Raw genomic sequence first — 21,353 nt, 5'->3', positions numbered from 1 at the left:
ACTCTATGCCCCGAATGCACACCACACCACACCACACCACACGGCTCCCCACCACCGGGCGCATTTCACCGGCCGCCGCCGGAAGGCATATTTTACCGGGCGGACGGGTTCCAACTCCTGCGGACATCATTTTATGTCAAATTATGTCAAAAAAATCCATCCGCCCGACATCTCCCGATTCCCTTACGGAGACTGGCTTCCGTGCGTCAGGAACCATTCCGGGGCCGTTTTTTTTGTAACCTTTCCACCGCATCTCCGTTGTATAAGTATTACAAATACAATTTATTTCCCGATCTTTACCCCCGGGCCACACGAGTGCGGGAGAAAAAAAGGGTTCCGCGCCACGCCTTTTGCACCATGCATTCAGGCGCGTCCCGCCGACTTAATGAAAATGAAAAACACCGTCCGACAGTCGATCATTCTGGGCATGGTTGGAACTGCGGTATATTTTTGCGTGGGATGTTCCGCCAAACAGGATACCTCCAAAAGTACCGCGCCGGTCGAGGTATTCCTCAACGCCACCGCGCAACAGGAGCCGGCCGCATCGTTGGCTCCCGGAACCAAAACCATCATCGGCGGCGACCGGCTCGACAAGGTTTTCTGGTCGGAGCGCGACACGATCTCGGTTTACTGGCGGGCATCCGGCAGCACCGACGCACTCAACAGCGGCCAACGGTTCCATTGCTACCAGTACTCCCCTTCCGTCTCGACATTCGCCACGCAGATGGATGTCATGGCTCCGGGCAGCTATGACTACTACGCCGCATTCCCGCGGCCCGCGGCCGTAAGCGGGACACAGGTCTCCTACGACCTGCCCGCCTTGCAGGACGGCACCTACGATATGCGCAGCGGTCAAAGCTATTCCGCGCCCTATACGGGCAACCTCGATTACATGCTGGCCGAGCCCCTCACGGGCCGCCCCGGCCTCGCGTCGGACAACGCGATGACGATGAATTTCATCCACCAGTGCCACGTCATGCGCATCCAGGTACCGACCGGACGCAACCGGTGGGGCCGCCCGATCCGCAAGCTGCGCGTCGAGTTCCCCTCCCCCGTGGTGGGCCGCATGACGATGGACCTGACCGCCCCGACCGCCGCCCCTTCGCTTTCGGACGGCAGCAATACGGTGACCGCCGAACTGCGCCAATCGTTCGACGAATCGGCCGAAGACGCCTCCGACGGCAAGTACGTCTGGCTGTTCCTCTGCCCCGGGACGGTCAACGGCACCGTGCGCTTCATCGCCTACGACGAGGACGGCAACCGGATCACCTCCATTTCGCAGCAAATCAACCGAAAGCTGGAAGCAGGACGCATCACGCCGGTCAACCTCACGATCCCCGGCTCGCTGTCGATTACCCGCCTCACCTTCTCGATCGCCGGCAACAACCTCGGCGAAACACCCAACACCTTCACCGTCAAGGCCCCGGACGGCGCGCTGTTCAGCGACGGATCGAACACGCAAAACTTCACGGTCAATGCCGGCAACAACTACGCCGTGAGCTTCTACAACCAGACCAACGGAGTCAACCACAGCGAGCTGATCCGCACAGGCGGACTGACCTTCACCTACGATTCCGACAATGCCATCGTCTCCGAAACGCGGCAGGTCGCCTTTACCGAGGAGGGTTCCGTGGCCGTCGGGCTGACCGTGCCTTACCTCTATTTCGAGGATTTCGCGAACGTTTCGGGCAACGATTCGCATGCGGACGACAAGGGCGACTCGGCCTACGGCATGGACGCCGCCGGACTGCCCGGCTGGACCGGGTCGAGGTGGAAAACCGCCGCCAACACATCGCTGGAAGTCCGGACTTACATCGGTTCGAGTACGATCATCGGCAGGCAGGACAACCGCTACGGGCGCGTCGACTCTCCGCCGCTCAACGGAATCAAACCGGGCAAAACACTGAACCTGAAACTGTTTTACGATGCTGGCAGTACCACCGACGCCTCAAGTGGTACGACCACCTGCAAATTCGCAACCACCACGCAAACCGGGGCTATCGCCGGCGGCTACGGCTACCCGGGATCCCCCCCGAGCCCCCTGCTCGAAACCTACAACCCGGCCGCGGGCGGCTCCCCGACCAACATGACCGTCAAAGACCATACGAACGACCTGAGCGGATGCACATCAACCACCCGGCTGACCTGGTTCATAGACTACACCCGAACAGGAACTACCGTAACGGCCAAAACTTTCTACTTCTACCTCGACAACATACGCGTTTCGATCAGATAACCGCATACGGAACAACCACCACACACTTTATATAATATGAATATAAACAGACATATACTCCTGCCGGCCGCAAGCCTTTTCGCACTCCTGCTGGGTGGGGGATGCTCGAAAAGCCCGTCGCCCGCCCCGGACGATCCGCAGAAGGGTGCGATCGCGTTCGACTGCACCGTTTCCCCGGAGGTTGCGGTCGTGGCGGACGGCACCAAAGCCGGGGCGACGCGCACACTGCCCGCCTCATGCCTTCCCGCCCCCGAGCAGATGAAGCTGAAGCTCAAGCTGGTCGACCCGGACAAAACGTTCGAGATGACCTACGAATCGATGGTGGACTACGACCAGCCGCTGCTCGACCCGGGCAGCTACACCGCCGGATTCTCGTACGGCGACCCTGCTGAAGAGGGACCCGACGCCGCCTATTTCGTGGGTTCGACGACCTGCACGATCGTCGCGCGCAAGACCATTACCCAACAGGTATCGCATACGCTGGCCAATGCGCTCTACACGCTCCACCTCTCCGACTGGTTCAAGAACTACTACACCTCTTACAACCTGACCGTCTCTACCGAATCGGGCTACCAGAGCGGACACACGCTGGTTCCGGATACAAACCCCACGCCGATTTTCGTACGGCCGAACACCAAACTCTACCTCAGCGGCAAGGCCACCAAGACCAACGGCGTAGAGGTCGAATTCCCGAAGACCGAGATCGGCGTCACCGCCGCACGAACCTGGCACAGCATCGAGATCGACGCAGGATCGGCCGGACAGGCGAGCCTCGACCTGCGTTTCGACGACACCCCTACCACGGTCGAGACCCGGGAGATCGAACTGAACCCCGAAGCCTAACGACACGACACCGAACATCCACCGCAATCCCCAAATACGACTCCATATGAAAGAGTTTTTCCAAATAACCTGCATGGCCCTGCTGCTGTTCCTGGCGGGGTGTAAGAACGAGACTCCCGGATACAACGGAGGGGGCGACGATCCTACGCCCGACGACACGGAGATGGGCTACCTGGTCACTTCGGGACTGACCGTTTCGGTCGCCGACGACGAGGTGATCTCCACGACCACCGGAGGATCCGTCTCCCAGCCTGCAAAACCGGCGGACCGGACGGCCAAAGCGCAGGAGACCACCCGCGCCTCGTCGCCGCTCGCGGATGCCGGCGACGACTACAAGGTCACGATCCGCAACGTGAAAACTTCCGAGACGCTGAACTACACGTACGGCGACCTGAAAAAGACGGAAAACCAGAAGATCCCCCTCGCGCCGGGCTCCTACACCATCGCCGCAGAATCCCCGGATTACGCGGCCTACATGGCCGGGGCGAACTACGCCGCATGGGAGAGTCCCGTTTTCGCAGGATCGGTCACCAAAACCATCGTCAAAAAGACCGAAACCACGGTCAACGACCTGGTCTGTTCGCTGGCCAACATCAAAACCACGGTCATCCTCTCTGCCGACCTGCAGAGCATGTTCCTTCCCGACGCACAGGCCACCGAGGCGCTTCCGGCCCTCAAGGTGACGCTGTCGGTCGGGGAGAACAAGCTGGTCTTCAACCGGGCCGAATCGAATAACGAGGCGCGCGGATACTTCAAGGCCGTCGAAGCGTCCAATACGATCAAAGTGGAGCTCGAAGGTTCCTACAACAAGTCGCCCGGCGACGCCGCACCGGTTTACGTCCCCGTCAAGTGGACGCGCGAAATCACCGACTGCAAAGCCGGCCAGTGGCGCAAGATTTCGATCAAGATCCTGAACGCGACCCAGGGCAACATCCAGTTCCAGATGACAGTCGAAAACTGGGTGTACGACCAGAAGATCGACGTGGACGTGATGCAGCTGTTCGCCTTCGCCGGCGAGGAGACGATTCCCGACGAGGACCTGTCCGACCCGAACTCGCCCGTGGTGACGCTCGACGGCCGCGACATCGCGCAGGGCTACACGATCAGCAAAAGCATGTTCGACGAAGAGCTCGGCAAATGGAGCGAAAACCTCAAGGCGGTCATCACCCCGCAGGCAGACGCCTCGGTACGCACCGCGAAACTGGTCTTCAGTTCGGATAACGCCGAGCTGCTCGCCGCGCTGGACGGCGCCGGATACGTCAACGGGACGATACCGGTATGGCCGCAAAACGACGACCTGCTCGCCTACCTGGTGATGAAAGAGGCCGCCTCGACCCACATCCTGGCCGGAACGGTCAAGGACGCGGGCATGTCGGGCCTGTTCGGATACAAGGGCACGCACAAGGTGAAATTCGTCGTCACCGACACGAAGGGCCGCACCTCCTACACGAACCTGACCGTCAAGGTCACGGAAGGCGGATCGGTCGGCACCGGTCCGGAAGTCAAGTGGACGAACAAGGCCGGGACTGTCTCGTACGACTTCGGCACACGCTATAAGATCACGAAGCTCTCCGACTCGGAAGCGGATCCGGAAGTGAAGATCACCGTCACGTCGCAAACCGGTATCGTCGGCTTCAGCGTGGACATCAACAGCACCACGCTGACCCCCGAAGAGCTGCAGGGCCTCGGCCTCTCGACCCACATGGACCTGGTCAACCCGGGCAGCTTCGAAGGCCCGCTGACCAACCTCGGCTTCCCGACGGGCAGCGCCGTGGCGGGCAAGAAGTCGCTGACTTTCGACATCTCGTCGTTCATGCCGATGCTCACCGTCCTCGGCCCGGGCAACAGCGACTTCAAGCTGACCGTGATCGACGCCTCGGGATCGGTATCCAAGACCATCCAACTCTATGTTCCGTAAAAAGATGAAATCCATGAGAACCCTCATCACCCGACATATCCCCCTCGTCTGCCTGAGCGGCCTGCTGCTCCTGCTGGGGGCCTGTACCAAAGACGACTCCGGGAGGGCGGAACCGACCGGTACGCTGCAACTGAACCTCACGGTCGCCGGCAAGGTCATTCCGCTGCACTCGAAAGCGGCAGGAGACTACAATCCACTCGATATCAGCACGCTGTGGATCTACAAAGTCGAATCGGACGGCGCGGGCGGCACTGTCCAGGAGCTGATCCGCAAATACAAACCCGCGACGAGCGTTCCCGACAACCTCTACCTGGTTTCGGGCCGCTACAAGGTGATTATCGAGGCGGGCGACCGGAGCGAAGCCACCTACACGAACAAAACCTATGCGGGCGAGGCGGTCTTCGACCTGGACGCGCACGAAACGAAGATCGTCCCGATCGAATGCAAGATCACGAACGTCGCCGTCCGCGTGCAGTTCGACGCAACCGTCGCGCAGAAGTTCGACAAGGGCTACCATGCCTACGTCTGCGCTTCGGACAACTTCTCGCAGACCGATGCGGAAAACGGACTGGTTCCCACGCTGCTCTACCCCAAGGATTCGACCGGGTTCTTCCTGCTGCCGGAAGGCACCTCGAACCTGAGCTGGTGCTTCTCGGGCGAAAGCTCCGATCCGGACGTCAACAAGAACAACACGAAGACGGGCAAGATCGAGCTGCCCCAGGGCGGCATGCAGTACACGCTCAACTTCAAGTACTCGAAAACCCCGGACGGCTACCTGACCGTCGTGGTCAAGGTGCAGGAGTACGTGAACGTCTTCGACGATTCGTTCATCTTCAGCCCCGAACCCAGCGTGATGGGCGACGGTTTCGGCATCGGCGGCGTGACCGGCTACTACTCCGATCCGGTCAAATTCAACGTCGCGTCGATCAACCCGCTCTCGTCGCTGAAATTCACGGCGAAGAGTACCAACACGACCTACGAAGTGCTGCACGACGGGCAGTTGCTGCCCGAAGCGGCCGCCAACGGGATCACCTACACGGTCATCGACAACGCGAACGGCTCGCTGGCCCTGACGCCGCTCTTCTTCGAGCAACTGGAGGGAGGCATCAACACGCTCGACTTCGAGGTCACCGACAACGACAACAACACGGGCAAAGCCTCCGCCCGCGTAGCCGTCGCCAAACCGGTGGAGATTGCCGCGCAGGACCTGTGGTTCGGGATTGCCGACATGAGCGCGATCGTGACGAACCCCGCCACCACTTCGGTGGGCGTCCGGTACCGCCTCCAGGGCACCTCGTCATGGACCACGATCGCCGCGCAGAAAGGCAGCGACGGCTATACCTACACGGCCCGGGCCACGGATTTCAAACCGGGTAAGACGTACGAATGCCAACTGCTCGAAAACGATTCTGAGAGCGGTACGGTCAAGACGGCCGCGACCGCCGCCGGTGTCCAGGTTCCGAACGCCGGCTTCGAAGAGTGGCACCAGTCGGGCAACCCGTGGTATCCGTACGCCCAGGGCGGAGAGGAGTTCTGGGGAACGGGCAACCCCGGTTCCACCTCGATCGGGGCGAGCTACAACATCACCACCCGGCAAAACGATCCCCGTCCCGGCTCGTCCGGACAGTACTGCGCGAAGCTGCAAACCACCAATGTCGTCATCAAGAAAGCCGCCGGAAACATTTTCGTCGGATCGTTCGGCGAAGTTCTGGGTACCGCCGGTACGGTCTATATGGGCCGGGCGTTCGCTTTCAACGCCAAACCCACCGCGCTGCGCGTCTGGTACAAGGGCAACGTCGGCAGCGGCGACAAGGCGCGCATTTTCGTCTGCCTGACCAACATGACCAAACCGGGCTGCACCTACCATACGGTCAACACCAAAAGCAGCGAGATCGACAAGACTGTTCTCGACCCCACCCAGGAGTTCCTCTACACGAACCTGAACGACCCATCGACCCTCGAAGGACATATTATCGGCTACGGAGACCTGCTGATCGAGCAGTCCCAATCGTCGTGGACGCAGGTAGACATCCCGATCCGTTACCGGGACAAGTATGCCTCAGAAAAGCCCAACGTGCTGATCCTGACGGCATCGGCCAGCTACAGGGGCGACTACTTCGAAGGCAGCACGGACAGCAACCTTTACCTCGACGACATCGAGTTCATCTACGAATAAACCCGCATGATGAAAAAAGGGATTGTCTTTGTAGCACTATTTTTATACCTATGCCTGCCGGGAGGTACCCGGGCTCAGGATACCCCGCCTGCCGCAGCCCTCGCGCCGCGGCAGGCGGCGGGTTCCGTCCCCGGACAATATCCCGTCCCGGCGGACATCGACGACGACGTCCCCGCCGCAGCGACGACCGCAACGGCCGGAGCTCTTGGAACGGGAACAACCATGCCGCCTGCCACGACCGCAACTCCGGCAACGGCATTGGCAACACCGGCCGCCCGGCCCCGGAGCGGAGTGCTCTCTTCCGGCACATCGCCCAAACTGCGCGAGAAAAAGAAGAAAGACAAGCAGACGCTTCCGGAACTGTCGGCCGATTCGGTCCGCACGCTCAAAAAGCAGCGGGGCCTGACCAGTTTCTCCAACATCTTCGTACCGCAGGGCCAATGGGTCGCGGGCATCAACGCCTCTTTCTCGACTCACTCGAACAACGACTACACGTTCGTCGTGATCGAAGGGATCAACTCCGAAGGCCATACGCTGAAGGTCGCGCCGATCCTGGCCTACGCCTTCCGCAACAACATGGTCATCGGCGCGCGGTTCACCTACTCGCGCACCTACCTGCGCATCGACAGCGGCAGCATCCAGCTCGGGGACGACGACACGGGTGTCGACCTGAAAGTGGATTCGTACTACTCGCTCAAGCACACCTACGAGGCGGCGCTGATCTGGCGGCAATACATCCCGCTGGGGCAGAACAAACGCTTCGCGCTGTTCAACGAGATGCAGCTGGGCATGGGCAGTTCGCAGGCCAAATTCGCCGCGGACACCCCGGTACGGGGCACCTACGAAACCGGGAAGCACATTTCGCTCGGGCTGACCCCCGGACTGGTCGCCTTCGCAACCAACAACATGGCCATCGAACTGAACGTCGGCGTGATGGGCTTCACCTACAACAAAGTGCGGCAGGTGCACAACCAGGTGAGCGTCGGCACCCGGAGCTCCAGCATGATGAACTTCAAAGTCAACATCTTCTCCATCGGCTTAGGCGTCGCATTCTATCTCTAACCCGGCAGACACGATGAAAACACGGATATACCCACTCCTTATACTGCTGACCGTTACCGCACTTTCGTCTGCGTCTGCGGCCGCATCCACGCCGCGGAGACAGCACGAAGCCCGCCACGAGCAACCGGTTCCGGCGGCAGCCGTCCCGCAACAGGCCGGCACTCCGCTGACCGGCATATCGTCGCCGGATATATCGGCGGCAACATCGGCGGCGAACACATCGCAAACCGACACTTCACGGACAGAGACATTACAAACCGATACACCGCAGCCCCCCCCGACCGACTCCGCGGTCCTTACGGGCGATTTCACCGGACACCGGGCCGCCGCGATAGACACGCCTGTCATGGATTCGCTGCTGGCGGGCGGCGGCACGCTTCTTTCCGGCCAGCTCCCGGACACGCTCGCCCTCGCCCATACAGCGCCCGGCGACTCGGCAGGCACCCCCGCCGACCGGAAACGCTTCCTGCCCACACGCAGGCGGATCGACCGCGAGATCAACCGTATCCGTTTTATATTCAAGCGGGAAGTGGCCATCGGGCTGACCGTCTCGTACGGGACGATCACCAGCGACGACACCGACTACATGCTGATCCTCGACGACCTGAATTTCAGCGGGAGCATCTTCACGATCAACCCCTCGTTCAGCTATTTCGTCAAGGACAACCTCAGTTTCGGCGCCCGCTTCGGCTACTCGAAGACGGACGGGCATATCGACAACGCCGCACTGGACCTCGGGGAAGCCAACGACATGAACATCTCCTTTTCGGACATCAACCTCAACAGCACCTCTTCGTCGTTCGGCATCTTCATGCGCTCCTACGCCGGCATCGACGCGAAAGGGCACTTCGGGCTGTTCGCCGAACTGGAAGCGTCGTACAAAACCGGGAAATCGGTTTTCTCCTACAAATCGAACGAAGAGATCAAATATACCCACAGCAACAACCGGCAGTTTAAATTTTCGTTCAACCCCGGCTGTGCGGTCTTCGTCTTCCCGAACGTATGCACCACCCTCTCCTTCGGGCTCGGCGGCGTGCAATACACGAAAGTGACGCAGACCGACAGCGAAGGCAAGGTGATCGGCACCCGCGAAGCCTCGAAGATGCTGTTCCGCCTGAACCTGGCCAATATCCGCATCGGCCTCAACATCCTTTTGTAAAACGCCATGAACAAGATCCGCCGCCTGCTCCTCTATGTCCCGATGCTCGCGCTGGCCTCCTGCATCCAGAACGACATCCCGTATCCGGTGATCGCCATCGACATCCTCGAAATCAAGGGCGAGGGCTTCACCTGCACCGCCTCCGACATCGACGCCAAACTGCGCACGGTCACGCTGCACCTCGACGAAACGACCGACATCAGCCGCGTGCCGATCACCGAGATCGTCATCACCGAAGGCGGCAGCGCATCGGTCCCCCTTTCCGGCGAATTCGACCTGCGCAGCGACCTGCCCGTCACGCTGTCGCTCTATCAGGACTACGAATGGACGCTGAAGGCCGAGCAGCAGATCGAACGCATCTTCACCGTCGAATCGCAGATCGGTGCGGCCGAGTTCGACGAAGAGAAACACACCGCCACCGTCCACGTCCCGACGGGGACCGACATGCAGCATATCACGATCAAGGAGCTGAAACTCGGCCCGGCGGGAATCACGACGATGACGCCCGACCCGAGCCAATTAACGTCGTTCGAAACCTACCGCACGATCGACATCCGCTACCACGACTTCGAAGAGCGGTGGTCGCTGTACGTGGTTCCGACCGACGTGACGGCCGAGTTCAAGCAGGTCGACGCGTGGACGCGCCTGATCTGGCTCTACGGCGAAGGCCGCAGCGGCACCGACCTCGGCTTCCGCTACCGCAAGCAGGGCGACACGCCGTGGATTACCGTTCCCGGCGACAAGGTCGAAGTATCGGGCGGCGCGTTCAAAACCTGCCTCACCGGCCTCGAACCCGAAACGGCTTACGAACTGGTCGCCTATTCGGGCGAGGACGAGTCCCCGGTAGAGACCGTGACCACCGAACCCGAGACCCCGCTGACCAACGGTGGCTTCGAAGAGTGGTGCACCGAGAAGGACATCGTCTACCCGGGCCCGACGCGGGATGCAGCCTACTGGGGCACAGGCAACACGGGGGCGGCCGTGGCCAATACCACACTGACCAACAAAGTGACCGACACCCGGCCCGGCAGCACCGGCCAGTACGCCGCGCAGCTGGAATCCAAACTGGCCGGCATCGCGGGCATCGGTAAGCTGGCCGCGGGCAACCTCTTCATCGGGCAGTACGTCGGCACACGCGGCACCAACGGCATCGTCGGCTTCGGGCGGCCTTTCACCCGGCGGCCGGTAGCGCTGCGCGGGTGGGCCAAATACAACTGCGGCAAGATCACCGACGTCGGCACGACGCAGCCCACGGGCGTCACCATCGCGAAGGGAGACCCGGACAACGGCATCATCTACGTCGCACTGGGGACCTGGACACCCGAAGAGTACGGCGTCTGCGAGAAGGAGACCGACAACAAGATGCTGGGAACGGCCGAGGTGCCGATCTGCGTCGACACGCGCGACAAAAACACCTTCTTCAACCCGAAGAGCGCGGCGGTGATCGCCTACGGGGAGCTGGTCTTCGACAAATCGGTATCCGAATGGCAGCAGTTCACGATCAAGCTCGCCTACAACGCAACGAACCGGGTCCCGACCCATATCGTACTGGTATGCTCCGCCTCGCGCTACGGCGACTACTACATCGGCAGCCGCGACAGCAAGATGTGGGTGGACGACTTCGAGTTGGTGTACGACGAATAGGCGCCCCGGCGGGCACCGGGGACTCCGGTGCCCGTCCGAACACCAGCCGAAGACCCGCACCGCAGCCCTACGACTCCGCAGTTTTGCGGTAATACGGCTCTGTAACGCCGCGACACTGTAAAGTCAAAAAAACTTCCCCGGCTCTTTTCAATTGGATTTCCCGATTGTAGCAAAATCGGGACAGGCTTCGGGACTGAATCGGCAGGATGAGGTTCCGGGTGGCAACGGACGTATAATTACGATCACCTACGGCCTCGGATATTCCCAACGAATCGGCGGTAAGTTCTCGGAATCTTTCAGCGTTTTGGAGATGACACACAACAAATGATATTCGATAGAGGAGGCATCCTGCATCGGTTCTCTGACATGTATTTTATTGACCATCACTCGATACTCATAGCCCCGTTCAGAATCAAAGCCTTTTACAAAACAAACTCAGTCCGAATGTCATGTTGCATATTCTACAAACAAGACACTTAAAATATGTCGTAATCGTTTGTTTATATATTAAATTATTCCAAATAAACCGGTTTGTGTATAAATAAATTCTTTGAGCGCACAGTCCCCCTTGAACCAACAGGGAAGTCACAAAACAAACAATTGCACAAGCCGACCTATTCGAAGGCGTGCGCTATAAAATGAAATACGCTATTTCTGCAACATAGACGCCGGAAAGGCACGCAACAGGCCCGGCAGCCCGGCAGTTTTGTCGCATGAAGCCGCAAAATGCGCGGCGGTGCGGCAGGCTACACCGGATCGCCCGAATCGTTTTTCTTGCGGAAAATATTGAGCCGGTCGAGCAGGCGGCTCCGGCGTTCCGGGATCAGGAAATCGAGCAGCAGCAACGCCAGTCCGACCGCGAGCGGATACTGGTACTGTTCGCTGAAATCCTCGAAAATCGACTCGGTGAGCTGCTTTTTCTCCACCTCGCCGATCTTTTGCACGATCTCATCCAACCCCAAACTGCGGTTCGTCGCGCGGATATACCCGCCGCCGGTGGTGAGGGCTATCTGCTCGAGGGTCTGTTCGTCGAGCTTCGAAACCACCATCTTGCCCTCCTCGTCCTTGATGAAGTCGCCGCCGATGCGGATCGGAGCCCCTTCGGGCGTACCGATGCCGATCGTATAGATTTTGATCCCCTGCCTTGCGGCGGCTTCGGCGGCGGCCATCGCATCGTCCTCGTGGTTTTCACCGTCCGAGATCAGGATAATAACGCGGCTCCCCTCGCTGCCCGAAGAAAACGAGCCGGACGCGAGTTCTATCGCGGCACCGAGGGCCGTTCCCTGCCGCGAAACCATGTCGGGTGAAATATTGCGCGCGAAATTGCGCGCAGTAACGTAGTCCGAAGTGATCGGAAGCTGGACGTAGGCGTCCCCGGCGAAAACGATCAACCCGATACGGTCCTCGTGCAGTTTTTCGGCCAGGCGGTCGATCGCGAACTTGGTCCGCTCCAGGCGGCTCGGTTCGAAATCCTGCGCCAGCATGCTGTTCGACACATCGACCGCCAGCATGATCTCAACGCCCTGGCGCGTCACCTCGCGAAGCTTCGAACCGAACTGCGGCCGTGCGAGCGCCAGGATGATAAACCCGAGTCCCAGGCACAGCAACACGAATTTGAGCCGCAGGCGCACGGGCGAAGCCTCGGGCATCAGCCCCGGCAGCACTGCCTCGTCGGCAAATCGCTCCAGCGCACGGCGGCGCGAACGCACCGCATAGACGTAAAGCCCCGCCAGCAACGGCAGCAGCAACAGCAAATAGAGGTATCCGGGAGTCGCGAATCTGAACATTATGATTGACTTTTAAAGTCTTCTTATTTTTAACCGGACCGGCATGCGTTCACCGGGCCACTTTTAAAGCAGGCTGTAACGACCTGCCAGGGGTTAAGCGAGCGCCACGGCCACTGGCGCTTCGGGACTTTCCCCTACTGCGTCCTCCGGCCGCCTACGGCAACCGCCTCAGCCAGGTCTGCCGCAGCAGGAACCCGGCCACCGCCAGCAGCACCGCCAACAGCGCGAAAGGTGCGAAGCACTCGTCGTAACGGGTGAAGTTCTCCACCTCGACGCGGCTGCGTTCGAGGTCGTTGATCTGGTCGTAAATCTCGCGGAGCTTGCGGTTATCGGTGGCACGGAAATACTGGCCGCCGGTCATCTGTGCGATTTCGGTCAGCATCTTTTCATCGATCTCGACCTTCATCGGCTGGAAGGTCAGGTTGCCCCACATATCGATAGCGGGATAAGGCGCCATTCCCATCGTGCCGACGCCCACCGTATAGACGCGGATGCCGTACGACTTAGCGATTTCGGCCGCGGTCAGCGGCGCGATCTGGCCGCTGTTGTTCACGCCGTCGGTGAGCAGGATCACCACCTTGCTTTTCGCACTGCTCTCCCTGAGGCGGTTCACGGCCGTCGCCAGTCCGTTGCCGATGGCCGTCCCGTCGTCGATCATGCCGCTGCGCACACCGCCCAGCAGGTTCAGCAGCGACCGCTTATCGGTCGTCAGCGGACACTGGGTGAAACTCTCTCCCGCGAACACCACCAACCCGATACGGTCGTTGGGACGGTCCACGATAAAATTCGAGGCCACCTCTTTGGCCGCGCCGAGGCGGTCGGGGGTAAAATCGCGGGCCAGCATACTGCCCGACACGTCGAGCGACAATACGATATCGATTCCTTCGGTGGTGCTGTTCGAATTGTGCTCGGCGCTCTGGGGACGGGCCAGCGCCACCGAAAGCAGCGCCACGGCGAGGCAACAGAGCACCAGCGGCAGGTGGCGCAGGTAATATTTGGCCGTACGCGGCACACGGCGCACCCCGTCGATCGTCGAAATGCGCATCGTCGCGCCGCCCTGGCGCATCCGGTAGACGTAATAGGCGACCATCGGCACGATCAGCGCCGAGAGCCACAACATATCCGGATTGACAAATCTTACGATATCCACAACGTTCCTTTGACTTTATTTGTTTGCACCACTTCCTTCACGCGTATTCAGGCCTTCCGTACATTACCTCCCACCGCGCACGCACTATTTCTCCTGTGCCATGCACCGCTCCACACGCAGGTCGTACGTCTCATGCGCCACCCCTTGTCCCGCGTACATTTACTGCGCATGCGCGGGGCCGTATCGCACCTACCAGTTCTTGCCCGAACGGCCCACCGCGCGCGCTTTGCGGCCATCCACCTTCTTCTTGGTGTTGTCCTCGCTGCCCTGTACGGCGTCGAGCATCCTCTCGGCCTCCTCGCGGCTCATGCGTTCCTGCTGGGCCCCGCCTTTCCCCTGGTCGGGTTTCTGGTCCTGCGGATTCTCACCGCCGTCGCCTTGGTCGGGATCCTGCTTGTCGGGCTTGTCGCCTTGGCCGTCCTGATCCTTCTTCGGGGGCTGCTTCCGGTCCTTGTTATCTTTGTCGTCCTGATTATCCCGGTTGTCTTTGTTCTGGTCCTGGTTCTGCCGGTTGTCCTGGTTCTGGTCGTTCTTGTCGTCCTGGTTCTGTTTCATCAGTTCCAGCACATAAGCCAGGTTGTAGCGCGCCTCATCGTCCAGCGGATTGCGCCGCAGCGCGTTCTTGTACGCTTCGGCGGCCTCGGGCAGCTTCTTCTGCTGGAAGTAGGTATTGCCCAGATTGTAATAGGCATCCGGGGCATGGGGTCCCGCCACTTCGTCGCGCGAAATCTGCTTGAGGATATTGAGCACCTCGTCGTAACGTTTCTGCTTGTAGAGCGCGTCGGCCAGGTTGAAGAGCCCTTCGTACGTCGGGCTCTGCTCCTGCGCCTTGCGGTAACGGATCTCCGCCTCGGGATAGTTTTCCTGCTCGTAGAGCGCATTGCCGGCACGCAGCACGCGCCGTTCGGGATAACGCTGCGCATAAAGGCCCTGCACGCCCGCAGATGCCGCCAGTACCAAACCCAGCACCAGGTTCCGTATCATCGTCCTGCTCACGACCGCACCTCCTTTCCTTCCCCGGCTTCGTCCGAGGTTCCTCCTGCGGCTGCGCCGCCCGGGGTATCCGGAATATCCGGCGCTCCGGGAACACCCGAAGGTTTCAATCCGCCTGAAGTCCCCGTCGGTCCGGGAACGTTCCCCTGCGGGGTATCGTTTCCGGCCTGCTGCGGTTGCAGTTCCGGCGGCAGTTGCTTGGTCTCCTCGACGAAATAGTAGGCATCCTGATAGGCATCCTCGTTCTGCACCGCATCGGGCTCGTACTTCGCGAACTTCACGAAATCGGCCACTTCGAGCAGGCTGCCGAGCCGTTTCGACGCGCGCTCTTCGACGGACAGTTCGCGGATTCGCGCGATGATCTCGGCCGAGGTCATCTCCATCGCCTGGAAGTTGTAACGTCCGGCGAGGTATTCGCGCAGGATATCGGTCAGGCCGGTGTAATACTGTTTCGATTTGCCGCTCTGCCACAGTTTTTGCGTATGCAGTTTTTCGAGCTGCTTGATGGCCGCCACATGCGGCGGGTCGGCGGGGCCGCGCAACGCCGCGAGCAGCCCGCGTCCGCGCTTCAGCAGCAGGACATAGACGGCCACTGCGATCAGCAGCGCCGCGATCAGCCCGAAGAGCAGGTAACCGCTCACCTCGCCGAAACGCAGCGGCACCTTCAGCGGAGCTTTGATGTCATAGATCGTATGCGAAGCCGTATCGACGGGCGGGGCCGTCACGATCACCCGCAGCGAATCGGGCGACCAGATCGTATCGACGAGGTTTTTGTCGGCATAGAGCGCCGGGAAGCGCCCGAGCCGATAGTCGGCAGGTGAAAAACAGGTGAGCAGGTACTCGCGCGCGAGCACTTCGGTGCGCCCCTCGCGGCTGACGGTATCGACCGGGCCCTCCAGCAGGATTTCGAGCGAATCGGTCAGCCGCCCGTTCTCGAACTCCGGGAAGGCGACCATCTGCATCACGTCCTTGGTCACCTCGACGCGCAGTTTGAACCGGTGCCCGATCAGCACAGTGTCGGCACTCAGCTCCGCGCGCACCTGCGGCTGGTTACGGCCCGCAGCCTTGTCCGCCGCAGCGGTGCCCCGGGTCGAGTCGTCCGCCGCCGGGCCGGAAGCCCCCGCAGCGGGCGCGGCACTGCGCCCCGAGACCGGCTCCACGCCATGCAGCGCCGCGGTTCGTTGCACGGCCGCCCCGTGGGTCCTCTTCGCGGAAAGCAGTCCCACCGCGAATATTCCCGCCGCCAGCAGCAGTGCGACGGCGCAACGCCTGATATATTTCCAGAAAATTCCCTGCATCATCTCCGCTTAAAGAGTTTCATCAGCGATTTGACATAATCCTCATCCGTCGCGATCCGCACGTTGTCGACCCGACATCGGCTCAGCGTGCGGTCGATCAACGCGTTAGTACGCTGCCAGTGGTCGGCGTACGCGCCGCGCGTCGAAGCCGACGAAGTATCGACCCACACGTTCTCGCCGGTTTCGGCGTCCTGCAGTTCGAGGATGCCCACGTCGGGCAGCGCCTCCTCGCGGCGGTCGTAAATACGGATCCCCACCAGGTCGTGCTTGCCCGATGCGATTTTCAGCGGGTCTTCGAACCGGGCCCGTTCCACGCCGTCGCAATCCATGAAGTCCGACAGCACGAAGGCTGTCGAGCGCTTTTTGAGCACGTTGGTCAGGTAACGCAGCGCCTCGCCGACGTCGGTGCCGCGGTCAGCGGGCGTGAATTCGATCAACTCGCGGATAATCATCAGGATGTGCGAACGCCCCTTTTTGGGCGGGATGAACTTTTCGACACGGTCGCTGAAAAAGATACAGCCCACCTTGTCGTTGTTCTCGGTGGCCGAAAAGGCGAGCACTGCGGCAATCTCGGTAATCAGGTTCTTCTTGAGCTTGGTCGTCGAACCGAACATCCGCGAGCCGCTGACGTCCACGAGCAGCATCATCGTCAGTTCGCGCTCCTCTTCGTAAACTTTCACATGCGGCGAACGGCTGCGCGCGGTGACGTTCCAGTCGATGTCGCGCACGTCGTCGCCCACCCGGTACTCGCGTACCTCGCTGAAGGCCATACCGCGCCCTTTAAAGGCACTGTGGTACTGCCCCGCGAAGATATCGTTGCTCAGTCCGCGCGTCTTGATCTCGATCTTGCGGACCTGCCGGAGTATGTCGTTGCTGTTTTCGCTCATGATTTATCCGCTCCGCCCACAGGCGGCCATATTGTCGTCCCGGTAAGATTCCTCCGCAGGCGTTTCTTCCCGCGGCTTTCCCCATCCGAAGGAAAAATAACAGGCATCGCGCCTAAGGCACCTCGACGTTATTGAGTATCTGGGTGATGATCTCCTCGGAGGTGACGTTTTCGGCCTCGGCCTCGTAGGTGAGCCCGATGCGGTGGCGCAGCACGTCGTGGCAGACGGCGCGCACATCCTCCGGAATCACGTATCCCCTCCGCTTGATGAAAGCATAGCTCTTGGCTGCCTTGGCCAGCGAAATGGACGCGCGCGGCGAACCGCCGTAGGCGATCAGCGAGGCGAGTTGCTGAAGGTTGTTGTACTGCGACGGCTCGCGCGTGGCGAAAATGATGTCGACGACATACTTTTCGATCTTCTCGTCCATGTAGACGTCGCTCACCACGGCCCGCGCCTTGACGATATCCTCCGGCTCGATCACGCGGTTCGGTTTCGGGAAGCCGCTCCCGAGCAGGTTCAGGCGCATGATGTCGCGCTCCTCCTGTTTCTTGGGATAGGTAATCCGCGCCTTGAGCATGAATCGGTCGACCTGCGCCTCGGGCAGCGGGTAAGTCCCCTCCTGCTCCAGCGGGTTCTGCGTCGCGAGCACGAGGAACGGCTCGGGCAGCTTGTAGGTCTCGTCTCCGATGGTCACCTGCCGCTCCTGCATCGCCTCGAGCAGCGCGCTCTGCACCTTGGCGGGCGAGCGGTTGATCTCGTCGGCGAGGATAAAATTCGCGAAGATCGGTCCCTTGCGCACGGCGAACTCCTCCTTCTTCTGCGAGTAGATCAGCGTACCGAGCAGGTCGGCGGGCAGCAGGTCGGGCGTAAACTGGATGCGGCTGAACTTCGCGTCGACGGCCTGCGCGAGCGTCGTGATGGCCAGCGTTTTGGCCAGGCCCGGCACGCCTTCGAGCAGGATGTGCCCGTTCGAGAGCAGTCCGATGAGCAGCGTGTCGACCAGGTGCTTCTGGCCCACGATCACCTTGCCCATCTCCATGTTCAGCGTATCGACGAACACGCTCTCGCGTTCGATGCGTTCGTTGAGCTCCTTGATGTTGATAACCTCACTCATTCTATATTGTCGTTTATGTGTTGTCCGAAATTCGCCGCCTCGCTGCCCGGAGCGCCCCCCCGGGGCGGGAGGTCCGCGCCCGCTTCCGGCAACCCCTGCCCGCACAAAGCGCGGCACGTTGTATAAAGATACTTTTTAAACGGCTGACCTGCAAATTTATTATAAAATTTTCGAAATCGCCTGCGGCAAAAAGTTTTTTAGCGGTTGTTAAGCAGCGCGGGTTTAAGTAACTTTGCCCCGGAAACAGGGGAGACGGAGACGCACCTTTCCCTGCCCGGATCAAACGCCCGGGAAGAGAAGACCGTCCTTCCGCAATACCGCCGGAGAGAAGCGTATCTCTTTCGCCGCCCGAATAAAAAACGATTGGGAAAGCTGCGCGCCTCGCCCGCAAAGGAACGGTTAACAGCACGTTGCTTTCCCCGCCCAATAAAAATGTCGGAATACATCCAAAACCTCAACCCCACCCAGCGCGACGCTGCGGTGAATTACCAGGGGGCCTCGCTGATCATCGCCGGGGCCGGCTCGGGCAAGACGCGCGTGCTCACCTGCCGGATCGCCTACATGCTCTCGCAGGGCGTGCAGGCGCACACCGTCCTCGCGCTCACGTTTACGAACAAGGCCGCCAAGGAGATGCGCGAACGCATCGCGACGCTCGTTCCGGGCGGTATGAGCCGCAGCCTGTGGATGGGCACCTTCCACTCGGTTTTCGCCCGCATCCTGCGCGCCGAATCCGACAAGCTGGGCTACCCGTCGTCGTTCACGATCTACGATTCGGCCGACGCGAAAAACCTCGTGAAGCTCGCGATCAAGGAGCTGAACCTCTCGGACGAGACCTACAAGCCGAACGTCGTCGCGGCCCGAATCTCGAAGGCGAAAAACAACCTGGTCACGCCGCAGGCCTACGAGGCGAACAGTTCGCTGCAGGCCGAAGACCGCGAGCAGCGGATTCCGCAGTTCCTCGACATTTACAAACTGTACGCGCGCAAATGCCGCGAGAACGGCGCGATGGACTTCGACGACCTGCTGCTGAACACGAATATCCTGATGCGTGACTTCCCGGAGGTACTCACGAAGTACCAGAACCAGTTCCGCTACATTCTCGTGGACGAGTACCAGGACACCAACTTCGCGCAGTACGTCATCATCCGGCGGCTCGGCGAGTTGCACGGCAACGTCTGCGTGGTGGGCGACGACGCGCAGAGCATCTACTCGTTCCGCGGCGCGAAGATCGAGAATATCCTGCGCTTCCAGCAGGACTTTCCCGGCGCAAAGCTTTTCAAACTGGAACAGAACTACCGTTCGACACAGACGATCGTCAACGCCGCGAACTGCGTGATCGAGAAGAACCAGCGCCAGATCCGCAAAAAATCCTTCTCGGCCGCCGACGAGGGCGACCCGATCCGTGTGATCAAGGCCTACACCGACAAAGAGGAGTCGGCGCTGCTCGCGTCGGACATCTACACGACCGTCCGCACCCGAGGGGTACAGTACAGCGACGTGGCCGTACTCTACCGCACCAACGCGCAGTCGCGCGCGCTGGAAGAGGCGCTGCGCAGCCGCAACATCCCTTATAAGATATACGGCGGCATGTCGTTCTACCAGCGCAAGGAGATCAAGGATATGCTCGCCTACGTTCGGCTGGTCGTGAACCCGCGCGACGACGAGGCGCTGCGCCGCATCATCAACACCCCCGCGCGCGGCATCGGCGACGTGACGATCGGCCGCATCGCCGGCGCGGCAGCCGCAAACGGCCTGAGCATGTGGGAAGCGGTCAGCAGGCTCGACCCCGCCACGATCGGCCTCGCCGGGGCCGCCGGAAACAAGGTCGCGCAGTTCGCCAAAATGATCGGCGAGCTGTCCGAAATGCGCTCCACGACCGAAGCCTACACGCTCGGCCTGGAGATCGCGACGCGTTCGGGCCTGATCGGCACCTACAAGATGCAGCAGACGCCCGAGTCGATCAGCGCGCTGGAGAACATCGAGGAGCTGCTCAACTCGATCCGCGTCTATACCGAAGAGCAGGAGCGGATGGCCGCCGACACCGCGACCGAAGGAGAATCCGCCCCGCAGGCGCTGGTCCAGATCGACGAGTGGCTGCAAAACGTCGCGCTGCTCACGGACATGGACAACGAGAATCCCGAAGAGCGCAACAAGGTGACGCTGATGACCGTCCACTCGGCCAAGGGGCTCGAATTCGAATACGTTTACGTGGCGGGACTGGAGGAGAACCTCTTCCCGAGCATGATGAGCATGGGCACCCCGGAGGGACTCGAAGAGGAACGCCGCCTCTTCTACGTGGCCCTCACGCGGGCCAAGCGCGCAGCGGTGCTGTCGTTCGCCGAATCGCGCTTCAAGTGGGGCGAGATGACCTTCGGGCGGCCGAGCCGCTTCCTCAGCGAGATCGACCCGCAGTACCTCGACCTGCAGTTCGAACTGGGCGATTCCCGCGACAGCGACGAGGAGGCGAACTCCGCGCCGCGGTACGGCCGGCCGGGCGGCCCTTCGCGCTACGGACGCCCCGGTACGGGCTCTTCGCAGGATTACGGACAGGGCGGCTACAGGAAAAGAGCGGGTGCACCGGATACAGGCGCGCTGCGACGCACCGACACGCCCTCGCCCGGCGCACGTTTCCGCAGCCTCAGCGCCCGGGGCGCCACGCAGGGCTCTCCGGCAACAGGATCGCCAGCATCGAGATTCTCAGCCCCGGGAACCGGCCGCCCGGCTGCCCGACCTTCCGGTCCCCCCGCAGGATATCCGCCCCGGCCTATCGGCGGTGCGACATCCGCCTCCCCACATGTTACAGGCGCCACGAACGGCTCCGACCCTCCCGGCGCATCCTCCTCGCAGGGTTCCGGCGAAATGGCCGTCGGCACACGGGTCGAGCACGCCAAGTTCGGCGTGGGAGAGATCGTCGCGATCGAAGAGTGGACCAGCGACGTAAAGCTGACGGTGGATTTCGGCGCGGCCGGCAGGAAAGTGCTCCTAAAGAAGTTCGCCAAACTGCAAATCCTCTGATCCGCCGGCTAACCGCCACACGCCGGCGGAGACCCGCTCTCCCGGCACCCGGCCCCGCGCACTCCCCCGCA

The 21,353-nt window shown here is 61.0% G+C and carries 15 protein-coding genes; 8 read left to right on the top strand and 7 right to left on the bottom strand.

Annotated elements, in window-relative coordinates; translation table 11 throughout:
* The first annotated feature begins 391 nt into the window (after positions 1 to 391).
* From NQ495_RS09285 to NQ495_RS09255, 7 genes are read left to right on the top strand one after another with little or no spacing between them, the layout of a single operon-like run.
* The gene (locus NQ495_RS09285) at positions 392 to 2,236 is read left to right on the top strand and encodes a hypothetical protein (protein ID WP_147513006.1); all 1,845 of its coding nucleotides are present in this window, start codon (positions 392 to 394) and stop codon (positions 2,234 to 2,236) included.
* 36 nt (positions 2,237 to 2,272) lie between these two features.
* Positions 2,273 to 3,079 carry a DUF4493 domain-containing protein gene (locus tag NQ495_RS09280; protein WP_009132964.1) on the top strand — a complete coding sequence of 269 codons (807 nt, stop codon included), beginning with the start codon at positions 2,273 to 2,275 and terminating at the stop codon, positions 3,077 to 3,079.
* A gap of 46 nt (positions 3,080 to 3,125) precedes the next feature.
* On the top strand, positions 3,126 to 4,997 hold the full coding sequence (locus NQ495_RS09275; RefSeq protein WP_009132963.1) for a DUF4493 domain-containing protein: 1,872 nt from the start codon (positions 3,126 to 3,128) through the stop codon (positions 4,995 to 4,997).
* A 4-nt stretch (positions 4,998 to 5,001) separates the two neighbouring features.
* Positions 5,002 to 7,173, top strand: coding sequence for a DUF4493 domain-containing protein (locus tag NQ495_RS09270; protein WP_187118307.1), 2,172 nt, complete (start codon positions 5,002 to 5,004; stop codon positions 7,171 to 7,173).
* Between the two features lie 6 nt (positions 7,174 to 7,179).
* Positions 7,180 to 8,235: a hypothetical protein gene (locus NQ495_RS09265; protein WP_009132961.1), complete on the top strand. Its 1,056-nt coding sequence runs from the start codon at positions 7,180 to 7,182 to the stop codon at positions 8,233 to 8,235.
* Positions 8,236 to 8,248: 13 nt separating this feature from the next.
* On the top strand, positions 8,249 to 9,394 hold the full coding sequence (locus NQ495_RS09260; protein ID WP_009132960.1) for a hypothetical protein: 1,146 nt from the start codon (positions 8,249 to 8,251) through the stop codon (positions 9,392 to 9,394).
* A gap of 6 nt (positions 9,395 to 9,400) precedes the next feature.
* The gene (locus NQ495_RS09255) at positions 9,401 to 11,038 is read left to right on the top strand and encodes a PCMD domain-containing protein (protein ID WP_009132959.1); all 1,638 of its coding nucleotides are present in this window, start codon (positions 9,401 to 9,403) and stop codon (positions 11,036 to 11,038) included.
* Positions 11,039 to 11,284: 246 nt separating this feature from the next.
* Here the strand turns inward: NQ495_RS09255 and NQ495_RS11855 are convergent, their stop codons facing one another.
* The 7 genes from NQ495_RS11855 to NQ495_RS09225 form a co-directional block, all read right to left on the bottom strand.
* The gene (locus NQ495_RS11855; protein WP_083818300.1) at positions 11,285 to 11,422 is read right to left on the bottom strand and encodes a hypothetical protein; all 138 of its coding nucleotides are present in this window, start codon (positions 11,420 to 11,422) and stop codon (positions 11,285 to 11,287) included.
* 362 nt (positions 11,423 to 11,784) lie between these two features.
* Positions 11,785 to 12,825, bottom strand: coding sequence for a VWA domain-containing protein (locus NQ495_RS09250; protein ID WP_009132958.1), 1,041 nt, complete (start codon positions 12,823 to 12,825; stop codon positions 11,785 to 11,787).
* 154 nt (positions 12,826 to 12,979) lie between these two features.
* On the bottom strand, positions 12,980 to 13,945 hold the full coding sequence (locus tag NQ495_RS09245) for a vWA domain-containing protein (protein WP_040294100.1): 966 nt from the start codon (positions 13,943 to 13,945) through the stop codon (positions 12,980 to 12,982).
* A gap of 219 nt (positions 13,946 to 14,164) precedes the next feature.
* Entirely contained in the window at positions 14,165 to 14,959 is a 795-nt protein-coding gene (locus NQ495_RS09240; protein WP_050807929.1) for a tetratricopeptide repeat protein, read from the bottom strand.
* 8 nt (positions 14,960 to 14,967) lie between these two features.
* Positions 14,968 to 16,269: a hypothetical protein gene (locus NQ495_RS09235; protein ID WP_009132955.1), complete on the bottom strand. Its 1,302-nt coding sequence runs from the start codon at positions 16,267 to 16,269 to the stop codon at positions 14,968 to 14,970.
* Positions 16,266 to 17,153, bottom strand: coding sequence for a DUF58 domain-containing protein (locus NQ495_RS09230; protein WP_009132954.1), 888 nt, complete (start codon positions 17,151 to 17,153; stop codon positions 16,266 to 16,268). Before NQ495_RS09230 ends, NQ495_RS09235 begins: the two co-directional genes overlap by 4 nt.
* A gap of 112 nt (positions 17,154 to 17,265) precedes the next feature.
* On the bottom strand, positions 17,266 to 18,267 hold the full coding sequence (locus NQ495_RS09225) for an AAA family ATPase (RefSeq protein WP_009132953.1): 1,002 nt from the start codon (positions 18,265 to 18,267) through the stop codon (positions 17,266 to 17,268).
* A gap of 432 nt (positions 18,268 to 18,699) precedes the next feature.
* Between NQ495_RS09225 and NQ495_RS09220 the strand changes: the two genes are divergently transcribed.
* A complete protein-coding gene (locus NQ495_RS09220) occupies positions 18,700 to 21,282 on the top strand; it encodes an ATP-dependent helicase (protein ID WP_009132952.1) in 2,583 nt (860 codons plus the stop codon).
* The last annotated feature ends 71 nt before the right edge of the window (positions 21,283 to 21,353 follow it).

Source organism: Alistipes indistinctus YIT 12060 (genome assembly GCF_025144995.1).
Taxonomy (GTDB): Bacteria; Bacteroidota; Bacteroidia; order Bacteroidales; family Rikenellaceae; genus Alistipes_A; species Alistipes_A indistinctus.
The sequence above is the reverse complement of the archived record's forward strand: the minus strand, read 5'-3'. Positions and strand labels throughout refer to the sequence as shown.